The sequence below is a fragment of the Flavobacterium sp. P1_E4 genome (assembly GCF_056405915.1).
This window is the reverse complement of the sequence record NZ_JBFUBE010000006.1, coordinates 15,857-32,639: the sequence shown is the minus strand read 5'-3', so window position 1 is coordinate 32,639 and position 16,783 is coordinate 15,857. Positions and strand designations below refer to the sequence as shown.

Here is a 16,783-nt window from a genome sequence, read left to right as displayed (position 1 = left end):
ATCAATGGATAATCAAAAAAAAATGCACTTCGAAATTTCCGAACGTAAAATTCTTTTACGGTTTTTTGATGTGTTTTTTGTTTTGTTTGGTTTGTATTTTGTCGGTTTTGTTTTTCAATTTAATTATTTTAAATTTTCGACTACGATTATCTACTGGGCCGTTGTTCTGGCTCTCTACATTAATATATTTGGAGCTATTTTTGAGATGTATAATCTTCAAGTTGCCAGTAATAATTTCCAAGTGTTACGAAGCACAATTCTAACCACTTCTACTACTGTATTATTTTATTTATTGACTCCGGTTTTTTCTCCACAATTGCCCAAAAACCGTTGGCAATTGGTTGTTTTTTATATAACCGTTTTCGTGTCACTGTATATGTGGAGAATGATTTATGTTCGGTTTTTAGCGTCGAATAGGTTTGTCCAAAATGCTGTTTTAATATGTGATAATGAACAGGTAGAAGAGCTTGTTTTAGGTTTGGAGAGTGTTGATCCTCATTATAAAATAATTGGATATGTAAATTCAGATTTTCACTCGGAAAATGAATTAGAGTATCAATATGTGAAACATATAAAAAGAGAAGATTTAACTTTATTTGTTTCCCAAAATGGGATATCGGAAATAGTAGTAGCTTCCCAACATACAGATGGAATTACTACAGATTTATACCAACAATTGCTTCACTTATTAGAATCGGGCAAGAGTATTAGAGAATATACCCATGTGTATGAAAGTAAAACACAACGTATTCCGGTTCAGTATATTTCCAGGGATTTTTATCGATTTTTTCCTTTCAGCCGCAGTAATCAGAATAAATTATACTTGTATTTCATCAGAATATTTGAGGTTGCTTTTTCATTGATTGGTTTGGGAATAGGTTTGGTTTTACTTCCTTTAATATTGATATGCAATGTTTTTTGGAACAGAGGGAAGCTGTTTTATACCCAAAAACGAGTGGGAAAAGACGGTATTGTTTTTAAGATTATTAAATTCCGTACAATGGTCCATAATGCCGAAAAAGCAGGAGCAGTTTTTGCTAAACTCAATGATTCTAGGATTACCAAATTTGGAAAATTTTTAAGAAAAACCAGAATAGATGAATTTCCTCAATTTATTAATATTCTAAAAGGGGATATGGCTGTGATTGGTCCTAGGCCTGAACGACCAGAATTTGTGAGTGAAATTGCTAAAATGATGCCATTCTATGAAACCCGTCATATTATTAAACCAGGTCTTACAGGTTGGGCTCAAGTCAATTATTCCTATGGGGAAAAATTGGAAGACAGCTTGATAAAATTGCAATACGATTTGTACTATATCAAACACAGAAGCATTTACTTGGATTTAAGTATTGCTTTTAAAACAGTTTCAACGGTTTTGTTTTATAGAGGTCAGTAAGATTAAATAATTATTGGAATACGCTTTTTATGTTTGATAGCCAATCGAGTTAAAACTACTATGTTGGTTATTAGTATAGGAGAAACGATAAGCCAATGAACTTTTGTGATGATGAAAAAGAAGTACACAGTCATCAAAAGAATATTTAAAACAGAAAGTTTGTAAGTCCATTTGGAGTTTTTTGTGCTCCAAAAATACAATACTATAAAAAGGATAGGGTTGAACAATAAAATATTGTAATTGTATCCCAATTCCTGATGGGAAGAATAGAATCCTAAAAACACAAATAGCAAACCCAATAAAGCTATAGTCATTAGATAAATATAATCAATGCTTTTCTTATTTATCAGAATTACAAATCCTAAAAGTAAAAGATAACTATAGCAGTTATTCCACCAAGAGCTTGGAATTTCCTTTTCGAAAGCTATCAATGTTTTATTTTCTTTGCATAAAGGATGGTTTTGATACTGAATGAGTTTTAAACTTTTTTGAAGCTCAAACGGTAAAAATATTTTACTTCCCATTTGGTCCACTTTTGTTCCAAAAACAATACTTGTTCCTAGTTTTTCATAAAAATGGTTATCAAAATAAGGAAACAAAATGGATCTGTAAGTTTGATCAGTATCTGTTTTTTTTGTTATTACTTTTCCATTTAATGTCTTATTGATAACATCCACTACCTTAGAAGTGCAGTTATTGTCGATGAATTTATATTGGTACAAACGTTCGTCCGACAATAGTGATTGAGATAGATTGTCAAATAATTTTTGTTTGAGAGCAAATGGAATATCTAAATCTTGTTCATAAACATCCCTTTTTTCATAATTGTATTGATTGATAAAATCAATGTATCGATTGTTTACTATGAAATAATTTAAATCGCCTTTGGTAAACTTCATTACAAAGTTGGGCGTATCAAAGTCAAAAGCACCGTAGTTATAAACCACATCCAGATTGTTGTCAATGTCGCTAACTCTTATCGCGGTGTGACCAAATAAAGAATAGGATTCATTACCAGTTCCACAAGTAAGTACGCTAATATGAGCGTTTTTGGATAATAAAACATCTTGACAGTAAGAGTTATAAATGGAACCCAACAAAAGAATACAAACGAATATTTTTTTTAATAAGGTAGCTTTCATTTTGACATTTTTTTTAATATAAATTTAAGATGTAATTTTTTCAACATTCAAAGTTAACCTCTAAAAAGGGATAAATCAATTTTCAGAGAAAATACATTGGAATACAATGCTGTACTTTGATTGCCTAATGAGGTTAATGCATAGTCAATAGCGATTCCTTTGTATTTAAATCCCAAACCAATATTAGGTTGAAATCCTATTTTTTCGCCATTATCCAATTGTGTTACATGCTGGAAATTACCAACGCCAGCTCTTAAAAAGGCAAGATCGGTATAACCGAATTCCAAACCAATCGCTGGATCTATACTAACAAAGCTACTTGAAATTAAATCATTGGTCTGTGTAAATTGCATATTCATATTGGCAGTAGCCAAAAGGCTGTAATCATCATGAAAAATAATTTTTTTTGCCACTCCTAGTTGCGCTTTAGGAAGTGTAATTTCAGTACTCTCGGGCATTTCCTGATTTTGCCCCGGAATGGCGTCAGCTATTTTTTGATAGGCTTCTTCGTTGATGTTCCAAATGTTGTAAGTTGTCGTGATATCACGAAGCATTAGTCCAAATTGCCAGTCATCCTTTTCAAATTGCAGTCCAAAATCGAAACCAAATCCCCAAGAAGTTGCAAAATCCCCAATGATTCTTCGGATAATTTTAGCATTTACTCCATATTGAAACCCTTCTATGGGTAATTTTACGGCATACGAAAATGTAAATCCATAATCGGCTGTTGAAAAAAGCTTAATTCTGTTGTAATCTATATTGCCTTCGTTATCTATTAAATCGGTGGTGTTCAAAATATCATCTACACCAAAACGAATCAACGAAATTCCCCAAGCCGTTCGGTCATCTATAGGACTGGCATAGGCTGCATAATCATATTTGGCAATATTAGCGAAGTAATTGGAATGCATTAAAGAGATTTGATTGTCTTCTAGATGAACGAGCCCTGCTGGATTCCAATAGGTCGAATTAACATCGGATGTAGAAGCGACTACAGCATTTGACATCCCTAAAGCTGCTGCGTCTACACCAATATTCATAAATTCATTCGAATATTTCCGAACGGTTTGACTACAGATTGTGTTCGCAATAAAAAGGAATAAAATGAGCTGTATTTTTTTCAAAAGATAATATTTGGAGACTTAGTGAGTTTTTAATTTTTACCAAAAATAAAGTTTTTTGATGATGTAGCTACTTCAATTCAATGAATTAATAATTTTTGTTAATAAGGAACTAAAATCTCTTAACAAAACAAGTATCACTTTCACTTATTGTATTAAATTTGTCGAGCTTATAATTCAATTTAAAAACCATGAACATCAAAAAACACATTCCAAATACAATTACTTTATTAAATCTTTTTTGTGGCTGTATCGCTGTGGTATTTGTAAGTAAAGATCAATTTGAAATGGCATTCTTTTTTGTCTGCCTCGGAATTTTTTTAGATTTTTTTGATGGTTTTTTTGCCCGTTTGTTTAAAGTGTCCGGACCATTGGGATTACAATTGGATTCTTTGGCGGATATGGTGACAAGTGGTGTGGTTCCAGGATTTGTGATGTTCAAAATGATGCAAAGTAGCTCTGTTTATATGAGTGAAGGATACCTGCAATTTTTCCCTTATTTAGGTTTTATCATTACTTTGGGATCGTGCTTTCGTTTGGCAAAATTCAACATCGACACTCGTCAAACTGATTCGTTTATAGGATTGCCAACTCCTGCGAATGCTCTTTTTATATTGAGCCTTCCTTTGGTTAAAGAATGTTATTCTGGTGAGTCATTGATGATACTTGAGATTTTGACAGAGAAATGGGTCTTGCTTTTGATATCATTGTTTAGCGCCTATATATTGAATGCAGAGATTCCTTTATTTTCCTTAAAAATAAAAAAGTTTAATTTTAAGGACAATGCACTTCAGGTAATTTTTCTGATCAGCTCTCTTTTGTTTTTGGTTTTTCTAGACTATTTGGCTATCCCATTAGTAATTATTTTCTACGTTTTACTTTCGGTAATCAACAATAAGTTTCTGAAAAAGTAATTTTTTTGGATGAAAAAAAATAGCAGAACTATGCCAAGGCGAAAACCAAAAAAGAAAAAAAACGTTTTTTCCGGAAGGTGGATTGATTTCTTTTTTATTGGAATTGTGATACTTTTTATTCTTTCAATTGCCTATCATTACCGATCAGGTTTGGCTAATTACTTGGGCTTTAAATCACATTCTAAAAGTAGCATTGATGTTTTTTCCGAGGCCAGAAATTTAAAGGTTTTAGAAAAAAAAGAGGATAAAGTAGTCGGTCTTGATGTTTCCGAATATCAGGGAAAAATCCGTTGGTCTTATGTTGATACGATTGAAAAAAAATATCCTTTGCGTTATGTTTTTATTCGGGCAACCGTTGGAAATGATAGGGTAGATAATCAATTTAAAAGAAATTGGCTTGGCGCCAAAGAAAATAAAATGATAAGAGGTGCTTATCATTATTATCGACCAAATGAAAATTCTCTTGAGCAAGCGGAACTTTTTATTAAAACCGTTAAACTGAAAAAAGGAGATCTTCCKCCMGTTTTGGATATYGAAAAACTMCCAAAAGAACAGTCTATTGAGCGATTAAAAATAGGGTTAAGACGTTGGCTGAAAGCTGTAGAATTGCATTACGGAGTAAGGCCCATAATTTATACTGGGGAGAAATACTATGACGATTTTTTGAAAGAGGAGTTTAGTGATTATCTTTTTTGGATAGCCAATTATAACTTTTATCGCGAAGAAATTCAGGAGGATTGGCTCTTTTGGCAATTTACCGAGAAAGCTAGCGTACCAGGAATTGATTGTAATGTTGATGTTAATATTTACAATGGCGATTTACAGCAGTTGGAATTTATTACTGTTGAGTAGAGGAGAAGTGTTCAGTTTTCAGTTTTTGAGTGATCAGTTATTGGTTTGTAAAAAAAATAATTGTTTTATTAATTTTATGACTTGATCACTTTTTTAAAACGTTGTTATTCATAGATTAATTCTTTGTTTTCTTCAATGGGTCGAATTAAATAGGGGTTTTTTAAGGTTTGTTCTTCTACTAAATCAATATCTAGGTGGAGTAAATTTTTTAGTTTACTTTTTAAATCAGTATAATTTAAAAAGTATAATTTAAGGTCAAAAGTTTAGAATTTTACTAAAAAATCAATGTCGCTTTTTTCATTAAAAGAAGAAGTTATTGCAGAACCAAAAAAATATAATTTTTCTACATTATGTGTCTCACATAAATTTTTAATTATTTCTTTATTTTGGTTTATTAATTGCATAAATCAAATGTGTAAAATTATTTGATTGTTTCGTGATTTTGAATATGTTGAAAAAACAGCTGTATTGGTTTGTTTTTGTCGAGTAACCTTATTTTTTTTAGTTTTTGGAAGAAAACAAAACCATTAAAATGAACAGTATGAATGTAAGACAGACCCATTTTGCTTTCTTATTGGCAAAATTGATAGTTATCCCCATCCATTCTGTTTTTTTGGGAACAAAAAGGCGATTGTCTTCTTTGTTATAATAAATGCCACCCCATTTCCATTTATTAGGGTCTTTTTTCCATTTCTCCCACGTTTCTTTATCAGGATCATTATCTTTCCAATCGTCATTATTTTTCTTTGGAATCATGGCAAAATCATTTATTGAAAAGATAATACTAAAACTCCAATTTTTTCTTTCTTAATTCGAAATTTTGACCTAGATATACACGACGCACCATTTCGTCTTCAACCAATTCTTCGGGTACACCCGCTTTTAGAATTCCTCCTTCAAACATAAGATAGGTTTTATCAGTAATGGCCAGCGTTTCCTGTACGTTATGGTCTGTTATTAAGATTCCGATGTTTTTATTTTTTAATTGGGCTACGATTCTTTGAATATCCTCTACGGCAACTGGATCGACACCCGCAAAAGGTTCGTCAAGTAAGATGAATTTTGGATCTGTGGCTAAACAACGAGCAATTTCAGTACGACGACGTTCCCCTCCTGAGAGCAAATCTCCACGGTTGGTACGAATGTGTTCCAAGCTAAATTCGGCAATTAAACTCTCCATTTTGGCTTCCTGTTGTTCTTTGGAAAGTTTAGTCAATTGCAGTACACTCAAAATATTGTCTTCGATACTTAATTTTCTAAAAACAGAAGCTTCTTGTGCCAAGTACCCAATTCCTTGTTGGGCTCTTTTGTACATTGGATAATCGGTGATATTCAAATCGTCAAGATAAATATTTCCTGAATTTGGTTTTACCAATCCTACAATCATATAAAAAGAAGTTGTTTTTCCAGCACCATTAGGTCCCAAAAGCCCAACGATTTCACCCTGGTTTACTTCTACCGAAATACCTTTTACAACAGAACGACCTTTGTAGGTTTTTATTAAATTCTCTGCTCTTAGCTTCATTTTTTTTACTTTAATTGTTTGAAATGTTTAACCGTTTAAGCATTTAATCGTTACAATTGACGATTAAACAAATCAACGAATTAACAATTATTTGGTTCCTTCTAATGCTTCCCAGAACTCGTATGCCCTACGTAAATGAGGGACTACAATTGTACCTCCCACAAGAGTTGCAATTCCCATAGCTTCCATCATTTCTTCTTTGGTCACGCCTTCTTTGTAGCTTGTTTCTAAGTGATATTTTACGCAATCATCACAACGTAAAACAGTCGAGGCCACTAGTCCTAAAAGTTCTTTGGTCTTTACATCTAGAGCTCCGGCAGCATAAGCATTGGTGTCCAGATTGAAAATACGTTTTACTATTTTATTATTGTCTGCCAATAATTTTTCGTTCATTTTAGAACGGTATTCATTGAATTCTTCTACGATATCAGACATTTTCTTTCTTTTTATTTAATGTTACAATTTTTGAAATCAAGATACTTACTTCATAAATAATCAGCATTGGAATGGCAACAATGGTTTGACTCACCACATCAGGTGGGGTAACAATTGCGGCAACAATCAAGATTATTACAACGGCATACTTCCAATATTTCCTTAAAAATTCGGGTGTTACCAGGCCTAATTTGGTTAGGAAATAAATGATTATTGGAAGTTCAAAGAACAATCCACTAGCCAAAATACTGGTTTTTACCATTCCAATATAGGAGTCCAAAGTAAATTGGTTTTTGACCATATCACTTACTGAAAACGTGGCCACAAAATTCACCGACATTGGAATAACAACATAATATCCAAATAGTACTCCTAAAAAGAAAAGCAGTGAAGAAGTAAATATAAATACTCTGGCGTTTTTCTTTTCCTTTTCATACAAAGCAGGGCTGATAAATTTCCAAACTTCCCACAAAATATAGGGGAAACTCAAAATGAAGCCGGCCAAGATACACATCCAAACAAAAATATTTACCTGTCCCTCCATTTCAGTGTTCTGAATGATAAAAGGCATTTCGGTTATACAAATGCTATCAGCAAAACCCAATTGATGTGATAATTCACAAAAATAACGGTAGGTAAAAAAGGTGGGTCTTGTTGGTCCAAATATAATGGTGTCAAACAAGTAATCACTAATAAAATAGGTTACACATGCCATGATTATCACAGCTGTTGTACTTCTAACTAAAAGCCATCTTAACTCTTCAAGATGGTCTAAAAAGGACATTTCGCCTAGGTTTTTCTTTGCCATTATACGATTCCTTCTTTTAAAATGTCATGCAAATGTAATACGCCTTTGTATTCTCCGTTGTCAACAACGATTAATTGTGTGATAGAGAAATCTTCCATAATGTTGAAGGCATCTACTACCATATCTGTTGATTGTACTGTTTTTGGGTTTTTCGTCATAATGTCTTTAGCGGTCAATTCGGCAAAAGTATCTCTGTCGTTTAGCATTCTTCGAATATCTCCGTCGGTAATTATTCCGATTACCTTGTTGTTTTCTACTACAGCTGTTACACCCAAACGTTTTTCTGAAATTTCGAAAATTGCTTTTTTAATTGAAGTTTCAGGACCTACTTCTGGTTTTAGTGTATGTTCAAGCATATCTTTTACGCGAAGTAATAATTTTTTACCTAAAGCACCACCTGGATGATAAACAGCAAAATCTTCGGCTTTAAAATCTCTCATTTCCATTAGACATACTACAATGGCATCACCCATTACTAATTGTGCTGTAGTACTGTTTGTAGGCGCAAGATTCAATGGGCAAGATTCAGAATCAACGGTTGTATTCAAAACATAATGAGAACCTTTGGCCAAAAAGGAAGTCATATTTCCTGTCATCCCTATTAATTTATTGCCAAAACGAGTCAAAAGTGGAACCAATGATTTGATTTCTGGACTATTACCGCTTTTGGAAATGCAAATGATAACATCGTCTTTTTGAATCATCCCTAAATCCCCATGAATCGCTTCGGAAGCATGCAAAAATAAAGAAGGTGTTCCGGTTGAATTGAATGAGGCTACCATCTTTTGAGCAATAATGGCACTTTTGCCAATTCCTGTAACAACTAGCCTTCCTTTGGAATTGTAGATACACTGTACCGCTTCGGCAAAAGTATCATCGATGAAATCAATTAATTTTGCAATAGATTGGCTTTCAGATTCAATAGTTTTCTTGGCATTGGCCAGTATATTTTCCTTTGTAATCAAAACTGATAATTTTAAATTTGTAAGTCTAAAAGAAAGTTGTATCTTTATGTTCCGCAAATTTATATAAAATACCACATATTAAAGAATGAATTCAAACGAAATTGACATACACAAAGAATTAAAGAAATATTTTGGCTTTAGCCAATTCAAAGGCCTGCAAGAAAAAGTAATAACGAGTTTGCTTAATAAACAAAATACATTTGTTATTATGCCAACAGGAGGAGGAAAATCACTTTGTTATCAATTGCCTGCTTTAGTCCAAGATGGGACTGCAATCGTCGTCTCTCCTTTGATAGCATTAATGAAAAATCAAGTAGATGCTATCAGAAGTCTTTCTTCCGAAAATGGAATTGCCCATGTTTTAAATTCCTCTCTTACCAAAACAGAAATTGCTCAAGTAAAGGCCGATATTTCAGCGGGTATTACAAAATTATTATATGTAGCTCCTGAATCCTTGACCAAAGAGGAATATGTGAATTTTCTTCAAACAGTGCCTCTTTCATTTGTAGCAATTGATGAAGCACACTGTATTTCAGAATGGGGTCACGATTTTAGACCGGAATATCGAAATCTAAAAAATATCATTAAGCAATTGGGCGAAGTTCCTATTATTGGACTTACCGCCACGGCTACTCCAAAAGTGCAGGAGGATATTTTGAAGAATTTAGAAATGGCCAACGCGACTACATTTAAAGCGTCATTTAATAGAGCTAATTTGTTTTATGAAGTTCGTACCAAAACAAAAAATATTGAATCGGATATCATTCGGTTTATAAAACAACATAAAGGGAAATCTGGAATTATTTACTGTTTAAGTCGTAAAAAGGTAGAAGCAATTGCCGAAGTTTTACAAGTAAACGGAATAAGTGCCGTTCCTTATCACGCAGGATTGGATGCCAAAACACGTGCCAAACATCAGGACATGTTTTTGATGGAAGATGTAGAAGTTGTAGTGGCAACGATCGCATTCGGAATGGGAATCGATAAGCCCGATGTACGTTTTGTTATCCATCACGATATCCCAAAATCATTAGAAAGCTATTATCAAGAAACGGGAAGAGCCGGTCGAGATGGTGGCGAAGGACATTGCTTAGCTTATTATTCTTATAAAGATGTTGAGAAATTAGAAAAATTTCTATCTGGAAAACCAGTGGCCGAGCAAGAAATAGGCTTTGCTTTATTGCATGAAGTTGTAGCTTACGCCGAAACATCGATGTCGAGACGTAAATTCTTATTGCATTATTTTGGAGAGGAATTTGACAGCGAAACTGGTGAAGGAGCTGATATGGATGACAATATCCGTAATCCAAAAACAAAAGTGGAAGCCAAAGATGAGGTGATTAAGCTATTGGAAGTTGTCAAGAAAACCAAACATATATACAAATCAAAAGAGATAGTTTTTACTTTAATTGGTCGTGTGAATGCAGTTATCAATGCCCATAAAACAGACTCTCAGTCCTTTTTTGGATCAGGTTCTAATCATGATGAGAAATTTTGGATGGCATTATTGCGACAAGTACTTGTTGCAGGTTTATTGTCTAAAGATATAGAAACCTATGGTATTATAGAGATTACGAAGGAAGGGTTGGCCTTTATGAAAAATCCAGAATCTTTCATGATGTCTGAAGACCACGAATACAATGAGTCTGAAGATGAAGCTATAGTAACAGCTGCAAAATCATCTGGAACTGCCGATGAATTATTGATGGCAATGTTGCGCGAGTTGCGTAAAAAAGTGGCTAAAAAATTAGGTGTTCCTCCATTTGTGGTTTTTCAAGATCCTTCTTTGGAAGATATGGCTTTGAAATACCCAATTTCTCAAGCTGAGTTGATTAATATTCACGGTGTTGGGGAAGGAAAAGCAAAAAAATATGGTAAAGAATTTATTGAGTTAATCAACCGTTACGTTGAAGAGAACGATATTATTCGTCCTGATGATTTGGTTGTAAAATCTACCGGAGTTAACTCAATCAATAAATTATACATTATTCAAAATATCGACAGAAAGTTGGCTTTGACGGATATCGCTTCCGCAAAAGGGTTGAAAATGGACGATTTAATCAAAGAAATGGAACAAATTGTTTATTCGGGAACCAAATTGAATATCAAATATTGGATAGACGAAATGTTGGATGACGATCAACAAGAAGAAATTCATGAGTATTTTATGGAATCCGAATCCGATAATATAGAGAAAGCGCTAAAAGAATTTGATGGTGACTATGATTTGGATGAATTACGCTTAATGCGAATAAAATTCATTAGCGAAGTGGCTAATTAGTTAGCAGAATATAGAATGCAGATTATAGAAAAAAATCCCATTTCATAGAGATGGGATTTTTTTGTTTTCTGCATAACTGAAGTCTGCTTTTTGCTATCTGATTACTGATAAACTTCCCCACGGTGCGGTTTCAATGCATCGCGTACTTGAATCATATTTTCGTCGGTTACTACCATATAAGCAATCGCGTACATTTCATCCAAGATTTGAAATCCAGTAATGTTTAGTGGTAATTTTTCAATGGCGATGAATTCTTTCAGATGAATTTCGTGATGTTCGGCTGTTTTTGCAGAAGCAGGACCACGAAAATCCCATATTAGTTTTATTTTTCTGGACATTATTTTATAGGTGCAAAGTTTCAAAGAAGCAAAGGTACAAAGTCTATTTTGAAAATGGATTTTATATTAAAGAACTAATTTCATTTCAAAATGTTATTTTTGCATGTTCTTTTCATAAAAAGAAAAGCTAATAGAATAAATAAGATACAATGCCAAGAGAACTTTTACTTCAAGTAACACCAGAAATAGCTTCAAACGAAATGTTGTTGAGCGACTATTTGTCCAAACAGATAAAAGTTTCTGCAAATGAGATTCAGCATGTTGCAATTTTGAAACGATCCATTGATGCGCGTCAAAAAGCGATCAAAATCAATTTGAAAGTTTCAATTTATTTGAAAGGAGAACCTTTTCAGGAGCATAAAATAGAACTTCCCGATTATAAAAACGTCTCAGCTGCCCAAGAAGTTATTGTTGTAGGTGCAGGACCAGCGGGGCTTTTTGCCGCTTTGCAATTAATTGAGTTGGGTTTGAAACCAATAGTAATTGAACGCGGAAAAGACGTTCGTGGTCGTCGTCGCGATTTGAAAGCTATTAATAGAGATCATATTGTTGACGAGGATTCCAATTATTGTTTTGGAGAAGGAGGGGCAGGAACCTATTCTGACGGAAAATTATATACACGTTCCAAAAAACGAGGTGATGTCACTCGAATATTAGAGTTACTTGTCGCCTTTGGAGCTACTGGAGATATATTGGTAGATGCCCATCCGCATATTGGGACAAACAAATTACCTCAAATTATACAAGATATTAGAGAGAAAATTATCGAATGTGGTGGGCAAGTTTTGTTCGAAACCCGTTTGACCGATATTTTGATAAAAAATAATGAAGTGCAAGGAATTGTAACCCAAAGTGGAGATACGATTTTAGCAAATAAATTAATTCTGGCGACAGGACATTCAGCTCGTGACATATTTGAATTGTTGGATAAAAAGAAAGTGCTTATTGAAGCAAAACCTTTTGCGTTGGGTGTAAGAGCCGAGCATCCACAATCGTTGATCGACAGTATTCAGTACAGTTGTGATTATCGCGGGGAGCATTTACCGCCCGCACCATATTCTATAGTGAAACAGGTTAATGGTCGCGGAATGTATTCGTTTTGTATGTGTCCGGGAGGAGTAATCGCACCTTGCGCTACCAGCCCAGGAGAAGTTGTAACCAATGGCTGGTCACCATCCAAAAGAGACCAAGCAACAGCCAATTCCGGAATTGTAATAGAATTGAAATTGGAAGATTTCAAACCTTTTGCAAAATTTGGAGCTTTGGCAGGAATGGAATTTCAAAAAAGTATCGAACAAAAAGCATGGCATTTGGCTGGGGAAACACAAAAAGTACCAGCACAACGAATGGTTGATTTTACACAAAATAAAGTTTCTTCTAGTATACCAAAAACGTCATATGTTCCAGGGACTACTTCCGTAGAAATGGGACAGGTGTTTCCGGGATTTTTATCCCAAATATTGAGGGAAGGATTTACCGAATTTGGAAAGTCCATGAGAGGCTACTTGACAAACGAAGCTATTCTGCATGCACCAGAATCCAGAACTTCCTCACCTGTTCGTATTCCTAGAGATGCAATTTCCTATGAGCACTTACAGATAAAAGGATTGTATCCTTGTGGAGAAGGGGCAGGTTATGCTGGTGGAATTATTTCTGCCGCCATTGATGGAGAAAAATGTGCTTTGAAAATTGCCGAAGCTTTGAAAGAATAAAGTTTGGTTTTTGCTGATCATTCACTCCATTCATCAAAAAATCTAAATTGCCTCCAGCTTTGAATTGCCTCCAGCTTTGAATTGCCTCCAGCTTTAGCTGGAGGAACAAAATTGAAAATTAGTGAAATGAAGTTTTTTTAAGGAATCAATATGATTTTCCCAGTGCTTTTTCGGCTTTCCAGATAATCATGGGCCAATTTCCCTTCGGATAATTTGAAAATTGTGGGTGCTGCAATAGTTATATCTCCATTGGTAATCCAATCAAATAATCGATGGGCTCTTTTGATGCGTTCTTCTTTAGAAATCAAATAGCTCCATAAATCGCCACCGGTCAGTGTTTTGGAAGTGTCCATCAGCATTCGTGGGTTTACGAATTCGGGATCACCACCTGCCATTCCAAAAAACACGACTTGTCCGCACATTTTGGTTACTTCAAAACTATCAGTCAAAGTACTGCCAATACTGTCGTAAACGGCATCCACACCATTTGGACAAAAATCAATTACTTGTTTTTTCCAATCTTCAGAATATAGAAAAACAGCGTCGGCTCCATTTTGTTTTGAAACTTTAGCCTTATCAGGAGAAGAGGTTAGTCCAATAACTCTAACACCTAAAAGTTTACTGATTTGCGTCAAGAATTGTCCGACTCCTCCGGCCGAAGCATGAACCAATACGGTTTCTCCTTTTTGAGTTTTATGACTGTCGGTTGCCAAATAATGTGCGGTCAAACCCTGTAATAAAATGGTAGCTGCGGTTTCAAAAGAGATACTCTCCGGCATTGGGATTACATGGTCAAGAGGAACGGCAACCAACTCGGCATTGGCAAAAGGAACATCGGCAAATGCTACTCTGTCACCAATTTTAAAATCTGAATTTCCATTGGTTTTCACCACAATTCCAGCGCCTTCATAGCCAGCAATAAACGGAGGATTTCCTTTGAGGTGGTAATTTCCTTTGCGCCTGTAAACATCGGCAAAGTTGAGACCAATCGCTTTCATTTCGACCAATATTTCACCTGATTTTAATTCTGGTGAGGGGATTTCTATATATTCAAGTACATCGGAATTTCCAAATTTGGAGAAGGTAAGTGCTTTCATTTTTTTATTTTTTGAAGGTACAAAGAAAGCTAAATTTTAAGAGTTAATGAGCGCTTGGAATGTTATAAAAATGAAATTAATGGTCATAACTTATCATTCTTGAAACTTTCCATTGGTTGTCCACTTTTTTCCAAATTGCGACAAATTTAAAGGTTCCTACTTCCTCTTTTCCGTTTTCCATATGTCGAAATTGATGAGTGGCTATTTCGATTGCTCCAAAATCTTTTATGGGATGTACTTCAAGACTACCTTTGACTAATTGACGAGTCAGTTTGTTCTCGTTTTTAAACATTTTTTCAAAATTGCTAAAAACGGTTTCATAGGAAAGTAGTCCTCCATTGTCTTGGTACCATTCCAAATCTTCGGTAAACAAGGGTTTGAATTTGGCCATATCTTTTGCATTGAATGCATCAAAAAGATTGGTATCCATTGTTGCAATTTCAGTATACAATTCTTGCGAAGTTGGAGCTACTTTTTTTTCTTGGGCTTGAGTGATGCTTATAACTGCTAAGAATAGAAAAACTGTACAAAATATTAGTGGTTGTTGGGATTTACGCTTCATTGTTTTTTTTATTTAAAGTTATTTATTCCTTCTTTAATGCCAATAACCAATTCTTTAATGCTATATCAACTCCATTTGTCCAACCAAAGCCATCTTGATTGGTATAATTTCCACCACCTCCAGGTAAATCTAAATCTACGACATTGTATTTTTCCATCATTTTTCCTTCGGCTAAATATTCTTTTTCATTGAGTGCAAGCCATCTTTTTGTAATGGTTTTGGCTAATTCTATATGTCCGTATCGAGCTAGTCCCATTACAGTTAAATATTGAAGAGGAGCCCAGCCGTTTGGTGCATCCCATTGTTCTCCAGTTGTATTCAAAGTGGTTACTACACCGCCTTTCATCAGGAATTTATCTTGTATTGTTTTGGCAACTTGATTGGCTTGTCGTTGCGATGCAATACCAAAAAATAACGGATATACAGTTGCCAATGATAGTACTGAGTTCTGTTTTTGGGTTACAAAATTATAATCATTGAAAACATTTTCTTTTGCAGACCAGCAATATTTAAGAATGGCTTTTTTTCTTGATTCGGCTAATGTTTCGTATTTTTTGGTTTTTTCAGAATTGGATTGAAATTGGTATAAAGCGGCAATTTCTTTTTCGCAATTGTATAATAAACTGTTTAGACAAACCGGAATGAAGTTCTCACACTGAACGGTGGTTCTGTTTTTTTCGTCAGCAAACCATCGACTGCTAAAGTCCCAGCCCGATTCACAAGCGGCACGTAAATTTTGATGAAATGCAGGTCGTAATTCTTCATTCAAAGCCAATGACCATTTGTGTTCTTTATCATAGGCTTCGGCTCTTGGTGTGGTGAGAGTCCCTGAATATTTGTTCAAAATGGTTCCATTTACCCAAACGGATTTGTTTACTGCAATTTTCGATTGTGATACATTTTTAGCGTCAGTTGTCCAATATTGATATTCTTTTTCTAATGCTGGTAAAAATTCTATAACAGAATTAATACCGTGTTTTTGGGAATATACTTTAATCATTTCCGCAAAAAATGGAGGTTGAGAGCGCGACAAAAAATACGTTCGATTACCGTTAGGGATATGCCCATAAGTTTCGACTAAATAAGCAAAGTTGTGAATCATATCAAGAGCTAATTCATCTTGATTGCTTTGCAATAGCCCTATTATTGTGAAGTAGCTATCCCAATAAAACATCTCTCTAAAACGACCGCCAGGAACGACAAAAGGATAGGGAAGACTAATTAATGTGGTGTATTCGTCATCAGATTTTGATTCTCTTACTAGATTTGGCCAGTGATTTTGCAAATGTAAAATCATATTTTTATTGGTGTCAATGACAGTTGGAGGAATGCTTGGTGGGAGAGTAAAATTTTGCTGAATGAATTCTTTTAAAATAAAAGAATTGGAAATTTTTTCTTTTTGGTATTTGCTTAAGATTTCTGCTGGGTCTTCATTGGGAACACAATCCACAAAGGTTTTGGAGTCAGGAAATATATGTTCTTTTTGTACGGTAATGAATAATTCGCCCAAATCGCGGTCAGGAATATAAGCTACTATTCTGTTTTTTTCTTTAATTGAATTCTGTGAAAAACAATTTTGGATACAGCAATAAAGCAATACAATGAACAGTATGGAACGGCTTATACTCATGG

The 16,783-nt window shown here is 34.4% G+C and carries 17 protein-coding genes; 5 read left to right on the top strand and 12 right to left on the bottom strand.

Going from position 1 to position 16,783, the window contains the following annotated elements:
• The first annotated feature begins 4 nt into the window (after nt 1–4).
• Nucleotides 5–1,399, top strand: coding sequence for a sugar transferase (locus tag AC1DY0_RS07900; protein WP_477188083.1), 1,395 nt, complete (start codon nt 5–7; stop codon nt 1,397–1,399).
• 2 nt (nt 1,400–1,401) lie between these two features.
• On the opposite strand, the gene AC1DY0_RS07895 is transcribed toward AC1DY0_RS07900, so the two are convergent.
• Both AC1DY0_RS07895 and AC1DY0_RS07890 read right to left on the bottom strand, forming a co-directional pair.
• Nucleotides 1,402–2,541 carry a lipoprotein N-acyltransferase Lnb domain-containing protein gene (locus AC1DY0_RS07895; protein ID WP_477188082.1) on the bottom strand — a complete coding sequence of 380 codons (1,140 nt, stop codon included), beginning with the start codon at nt 2,539–2,541 and terminating at the stop codon, nt 1,402–1,404.
• Between the two features lie 53 nt (nt 2,542–2,594).
• Nucleotides 2,595–3,665 (bottom strand): putative type IX sorting system protein PorV2, encoded by a 1,071-nt coding sequence (locus AC1DY0_RS07890; protein ID WP_477188081.1) that lies wholly within the window; start codon nt 3,663–3,665, stop codon nt 2,595–2,597.
• Between the two features lie 188 nt (nt 3,666–3,853).
• Between AC1DY0_RS07890 and AC1DY0_RS07885 the strand changes: the two genes are divergently transcribed.
• Nucleotides 3,854–4,576 carry a CDP-alcohol phosphatidyltransferase family protein gene (locus AC1DY0_RS07885; RefSeq protein ID WP_477188080.1) on the top strand — a complete coding sequence of 241 codons (723 nt, stop codon included), beginning with the start codon at nt 3,854–3,856 and terminating at the stop codon, nt 4,574–4,576.
• Between the two features lie 9 nt (nt 4,577–4,585).
• Entirely contained in the window at nt 4,586–5,428 is an 843-nt protein-coding gene (locus AC1DY0_RS07880; protein WP_477188079.1) for a glycoside hydrolase family 25 protein, read from the top strand.
• 263 nt (nt 5,429–5,691) lie between these two features.
• Here AC1DY0_RS07880 and AC1DY0_RS07875 read toward each other — a convergent pair whose 3' ends face one another.
• The 6 genes from AC1DY0_RS07875 to AC1DY0_RS07850 all read right to left on the bottom strand — a co-directional run bounded on the left by AC1DY0_RS07875 (nt 5,692) and on the right by AC1DY0_RS07850 (nt 9,161).
• The gene (locus AC1DY0_RS07875) at nt 5,692–5,832 is read right to left on the bottom strand and encodes a nucleotidyltransferase family protein (protein WP_477188078.1); all 141 of its coding nucleotides are present in this window, start codon (nt 5,830–5,832) and stop codon (nt 5,692–5,694) included.
• Between the two features lie 97 nt (nt 5,833–5,929).
• Nucleotides 5,930–6,184, bottom strand: coding sequence for a DUF5808 domain-containing protein (locus AC1DY0_RS07870; RefSeq protein ID WP_477188077.1), 255 nt, complete (start codon nt 6,182–6,184; stop codon nt 5,930–5,932).
• A gap of 28 nt (nt 6,185–6,212) precedes the next feature.
• A complete protein-coding gene (gene lptB, locus AC1DY0_RS07865; protein WP_219316880.1) occupies nt 6,213–6,953 on the bottom strand; it encodes an LPS export ABC transporter ATP-binding protein in 741 nt (246 codons plus the stop codon).
• Between the two features lie 87 nt (nt 6,954–7,040).
• On the bottom strand, nt 7,041–7,388 hold the full coding sequence (locus AC1DY0_RS07860; RefSeq protein WP_477188076.1) for a carboxymuconolactone decarboxylase family protein: 348 nt from the start codon (nt 7,386–7,388) through the stop codon (nt 7,041–7,043).
• Nucleotides 7,381–8,196 carry a twin-arginine translocase subunit TatC gene (tatC, locus tag AC1DY0_RS07855; protein WP_477188075.1) on the bottom strand — a complete coding sequence of 272 codons (816 nt, stop codon included), beginning with the start codon at nt 8,194–8,196 and terminating at the stop codon, nt 7,381–7,383. The genes AC1DY0_RS07860 and tatC overlap by 8 nt, the downstream gene beginning before the upstream one ends.
• Nucleotides 8,196–9,161 (bottom strand): KpsF/GutQ family sugar-phosphate isomerase, encoded by a 966-nt coding sequence (locus AC1DY0_RS07850; protein ID WP_477188074.1) that lies wholly within the window; start codon nt 9,159–9,161, stop codon nt 8,196–8,198. Before AC1DY0_RS07850 ends, tatC begins: the two co-directional genes overlap by 1 nt.
• A gap of 85 nt (nt 9,162–9,246) precedes the next feature.
• Here AC1DY0_RS07850 and recQ point away from each other — a divergent pair, with 85 nt between their 5' ends.
• The gene (gene recQ, locus AC1DY0_RS07845) at nt 9,247–11,442 is read left to right on the top strand and encodes a DNA helicase RecQ (protein ID WP_477188073.1); all 2,196 of its coding nucleotides are present in this window, start codon (nt 9,247–9,249) and stop codon (nt 11,440–11,442) included.
• 101 nt (nt 11,443–11,543) lie between these two features.
• On the opposite strand, the gene AC1DY0_RS07840 is transcribed toward recQ, so the two are convergent.
• Nucleotides 11,544–11,780: a hypothetical protein gene (locus tag AC1DY0_RS07840; RefSeq protein ID WP_477188072.1), complete on the bottom strand. Its 237-nt coding sequence runs from the start codon at nt 11,778–11,780 to the stop codon at nt 11,544–11,546.
• Nucleotides 11,781–11,929: 149 nt separating this feature from the next.
• On the opposite strand from AC1DY0_RS07840, the gene AC1DY0_RS07835 reads away from it, so the two are divergent.
• Nucleotides 11,930–13,492: an NAD(P)/FAD-dependent oxidoreductase gene (locus tag AC1DY0_RS07835; RefSeq protein ID WP_477188071.1), complete on the top strand. Its 1,563-nt coding sequence runs from the start codon at nt 11,930–11,932 to the stop codon at nt 13,490–13,492.
• Between the two features lie 137 nt (nt 13,493–13,629).
• Here AC1DY0_RS07835 and AC1DY0_RS07830 read toward each other — a convergent pair whose 3' ends face one another.
• The 3 genes from AC1DY0_RS07830 to AC1DY0_RS07820 all read right to left on the bottom strand — a co-directional run bounded on the left by AC1DY0_RS07830 (nt 13,630) and on the right by AC1DY0_RS07820 (nt 16,781).
• Complete coding sequence (locus AC1DY0_RS07830; protein ID WP_477188070.1) at nt 13,630–14,589, bottom strand: quinone oxidoreductase family protein; 960 nt, start codon at nt 14,587–14,589, stop codon at nt 13,630–13,632.
• A 76-nt stretch (nt 14,590–14,665) separates the two neighbouring features.
• Nucleotides 14,666–15,151, bottom strand: coding sequence for a nuclear transport factor 2 family protein (locus tag AC1DY0_RS07825; protein WP_477188069.1), 486 nt, complete (start codon nt 15,149–15,151; stop codon nt 14,666–14,668).
• Nucleotides 15,152–15,173: 22 nt separating this feature from the next.
• Nucleotides 15,174–16,781: a trehalase family glycosidase gene (locus tag AC1DY0_RS07820; RefSeq protein WP_477188068.1), complete on the bottom strand. Its 1,608-nt coding sequence runs from the start codon at nt 16,779–16,781 to the stop codon at nt 15,174–15,176.
• Nucleotides 16,782–16,783: the final 2 nt, after the last annotated feature.

Bases quoted from the DNA above. Each gene is read 5' to 3' on its own strand.
- AC1DY0_RS07900 (WP_477188083.1), top strand. From the start codon at position 5: ATGGATAATCAAAAAAAAATGCACTTCGAAATTTCCGAACGTAAAATT.
- AC1DY0_RS07895 (WP_477188082.1), bottom strand. From the start codon at position 2,541: ATGAAAGCTACCTTATTAAAAAAAATATTCGTTTGTATTCTTTTGTTG.
- AC1DY0_RS07885 (WP_477188080.1), top strand. From the start codon at position 3,854: ATGAACATCAAAAAACACATTCCAAATACAATTACTTTATTAAATCTT.
- AC1DY0_RS07875 (WP_477188078.1), bottom strand. From the start codon at position 5,832: ATGCAATTAATAAACCAAAATAAAGAAATAATTAAAAATTTATGTGAG.
- AC1DY0_RS07870 (WP_477188077.1), bottom strand. From the start codon at position 6,184: ATGATTCCAAAGAAAAATAATGACGATTGGAAAGATAATGATCCTGAT.
- lptB (WP_219316880.1), bottom strand. From the start codon at position 6,953: ATGAAGCTAAGAGCAGAGAATTTAATAAAAACCTACAAAGGTCGTTCT.
- AC1DY0_RS07860 (WP_477188076.1), bottom strand. From the start codon at position 7,388: ATGTCTGATATCGTAGAAGAATTCAATGAATACCGTTCTAAAATGAAC.
- tatC (WP_477188075.1), bottom strand. From the start codon at position 8,196: ATGGCAAAGAAAAACCTAGGCGAAATGTCCTTTTTAGACCATCTTGAA.
- recQ (WP_477188073.1), top strand. From the start codon at position 9,247: ATGAATTCAAACGAAATTGACATACACAAAGAATTAAAGAAATATTTT.
- AC1DY0_RS07840 (WP_477188072.1), bottom strand. From the start codon at position 11,780: ATGTCCAGAAAAATAAAACTAATATGGGATTTTCGTGGTCCTGCTTCT.
- AC1DY0_RS07835 (WP_477188071.1), top strand. From the start codon at position 11,930: ATGCCAAGAGAACTTTTACTTCAAGTAACACCAGAAATAGCTTCAAAC.
- AC1DY0_RS07830 (WP_477188070.1), bottom strand. From the start codon at position 14,589: ATGAAAGCACTTACCTTCTCCAAATTTGGAAATTCCGATGTACTTGAA.
- AC1DY0_RS07825 (WP_477188069.1), bottom strand. From the start codon at position 15,151: ATGAAGCGTAAATCCCAACAACCACTAATATTTTGTACAGTTTTTCTA.
- AC1DY0_RS07820 (WP_477188068.1), bottom strand. From the start codon at position 16,781: ATGAGTATAAGCCGTTCCATACTGTTCATTGTATTGCTTTATTGCTGT.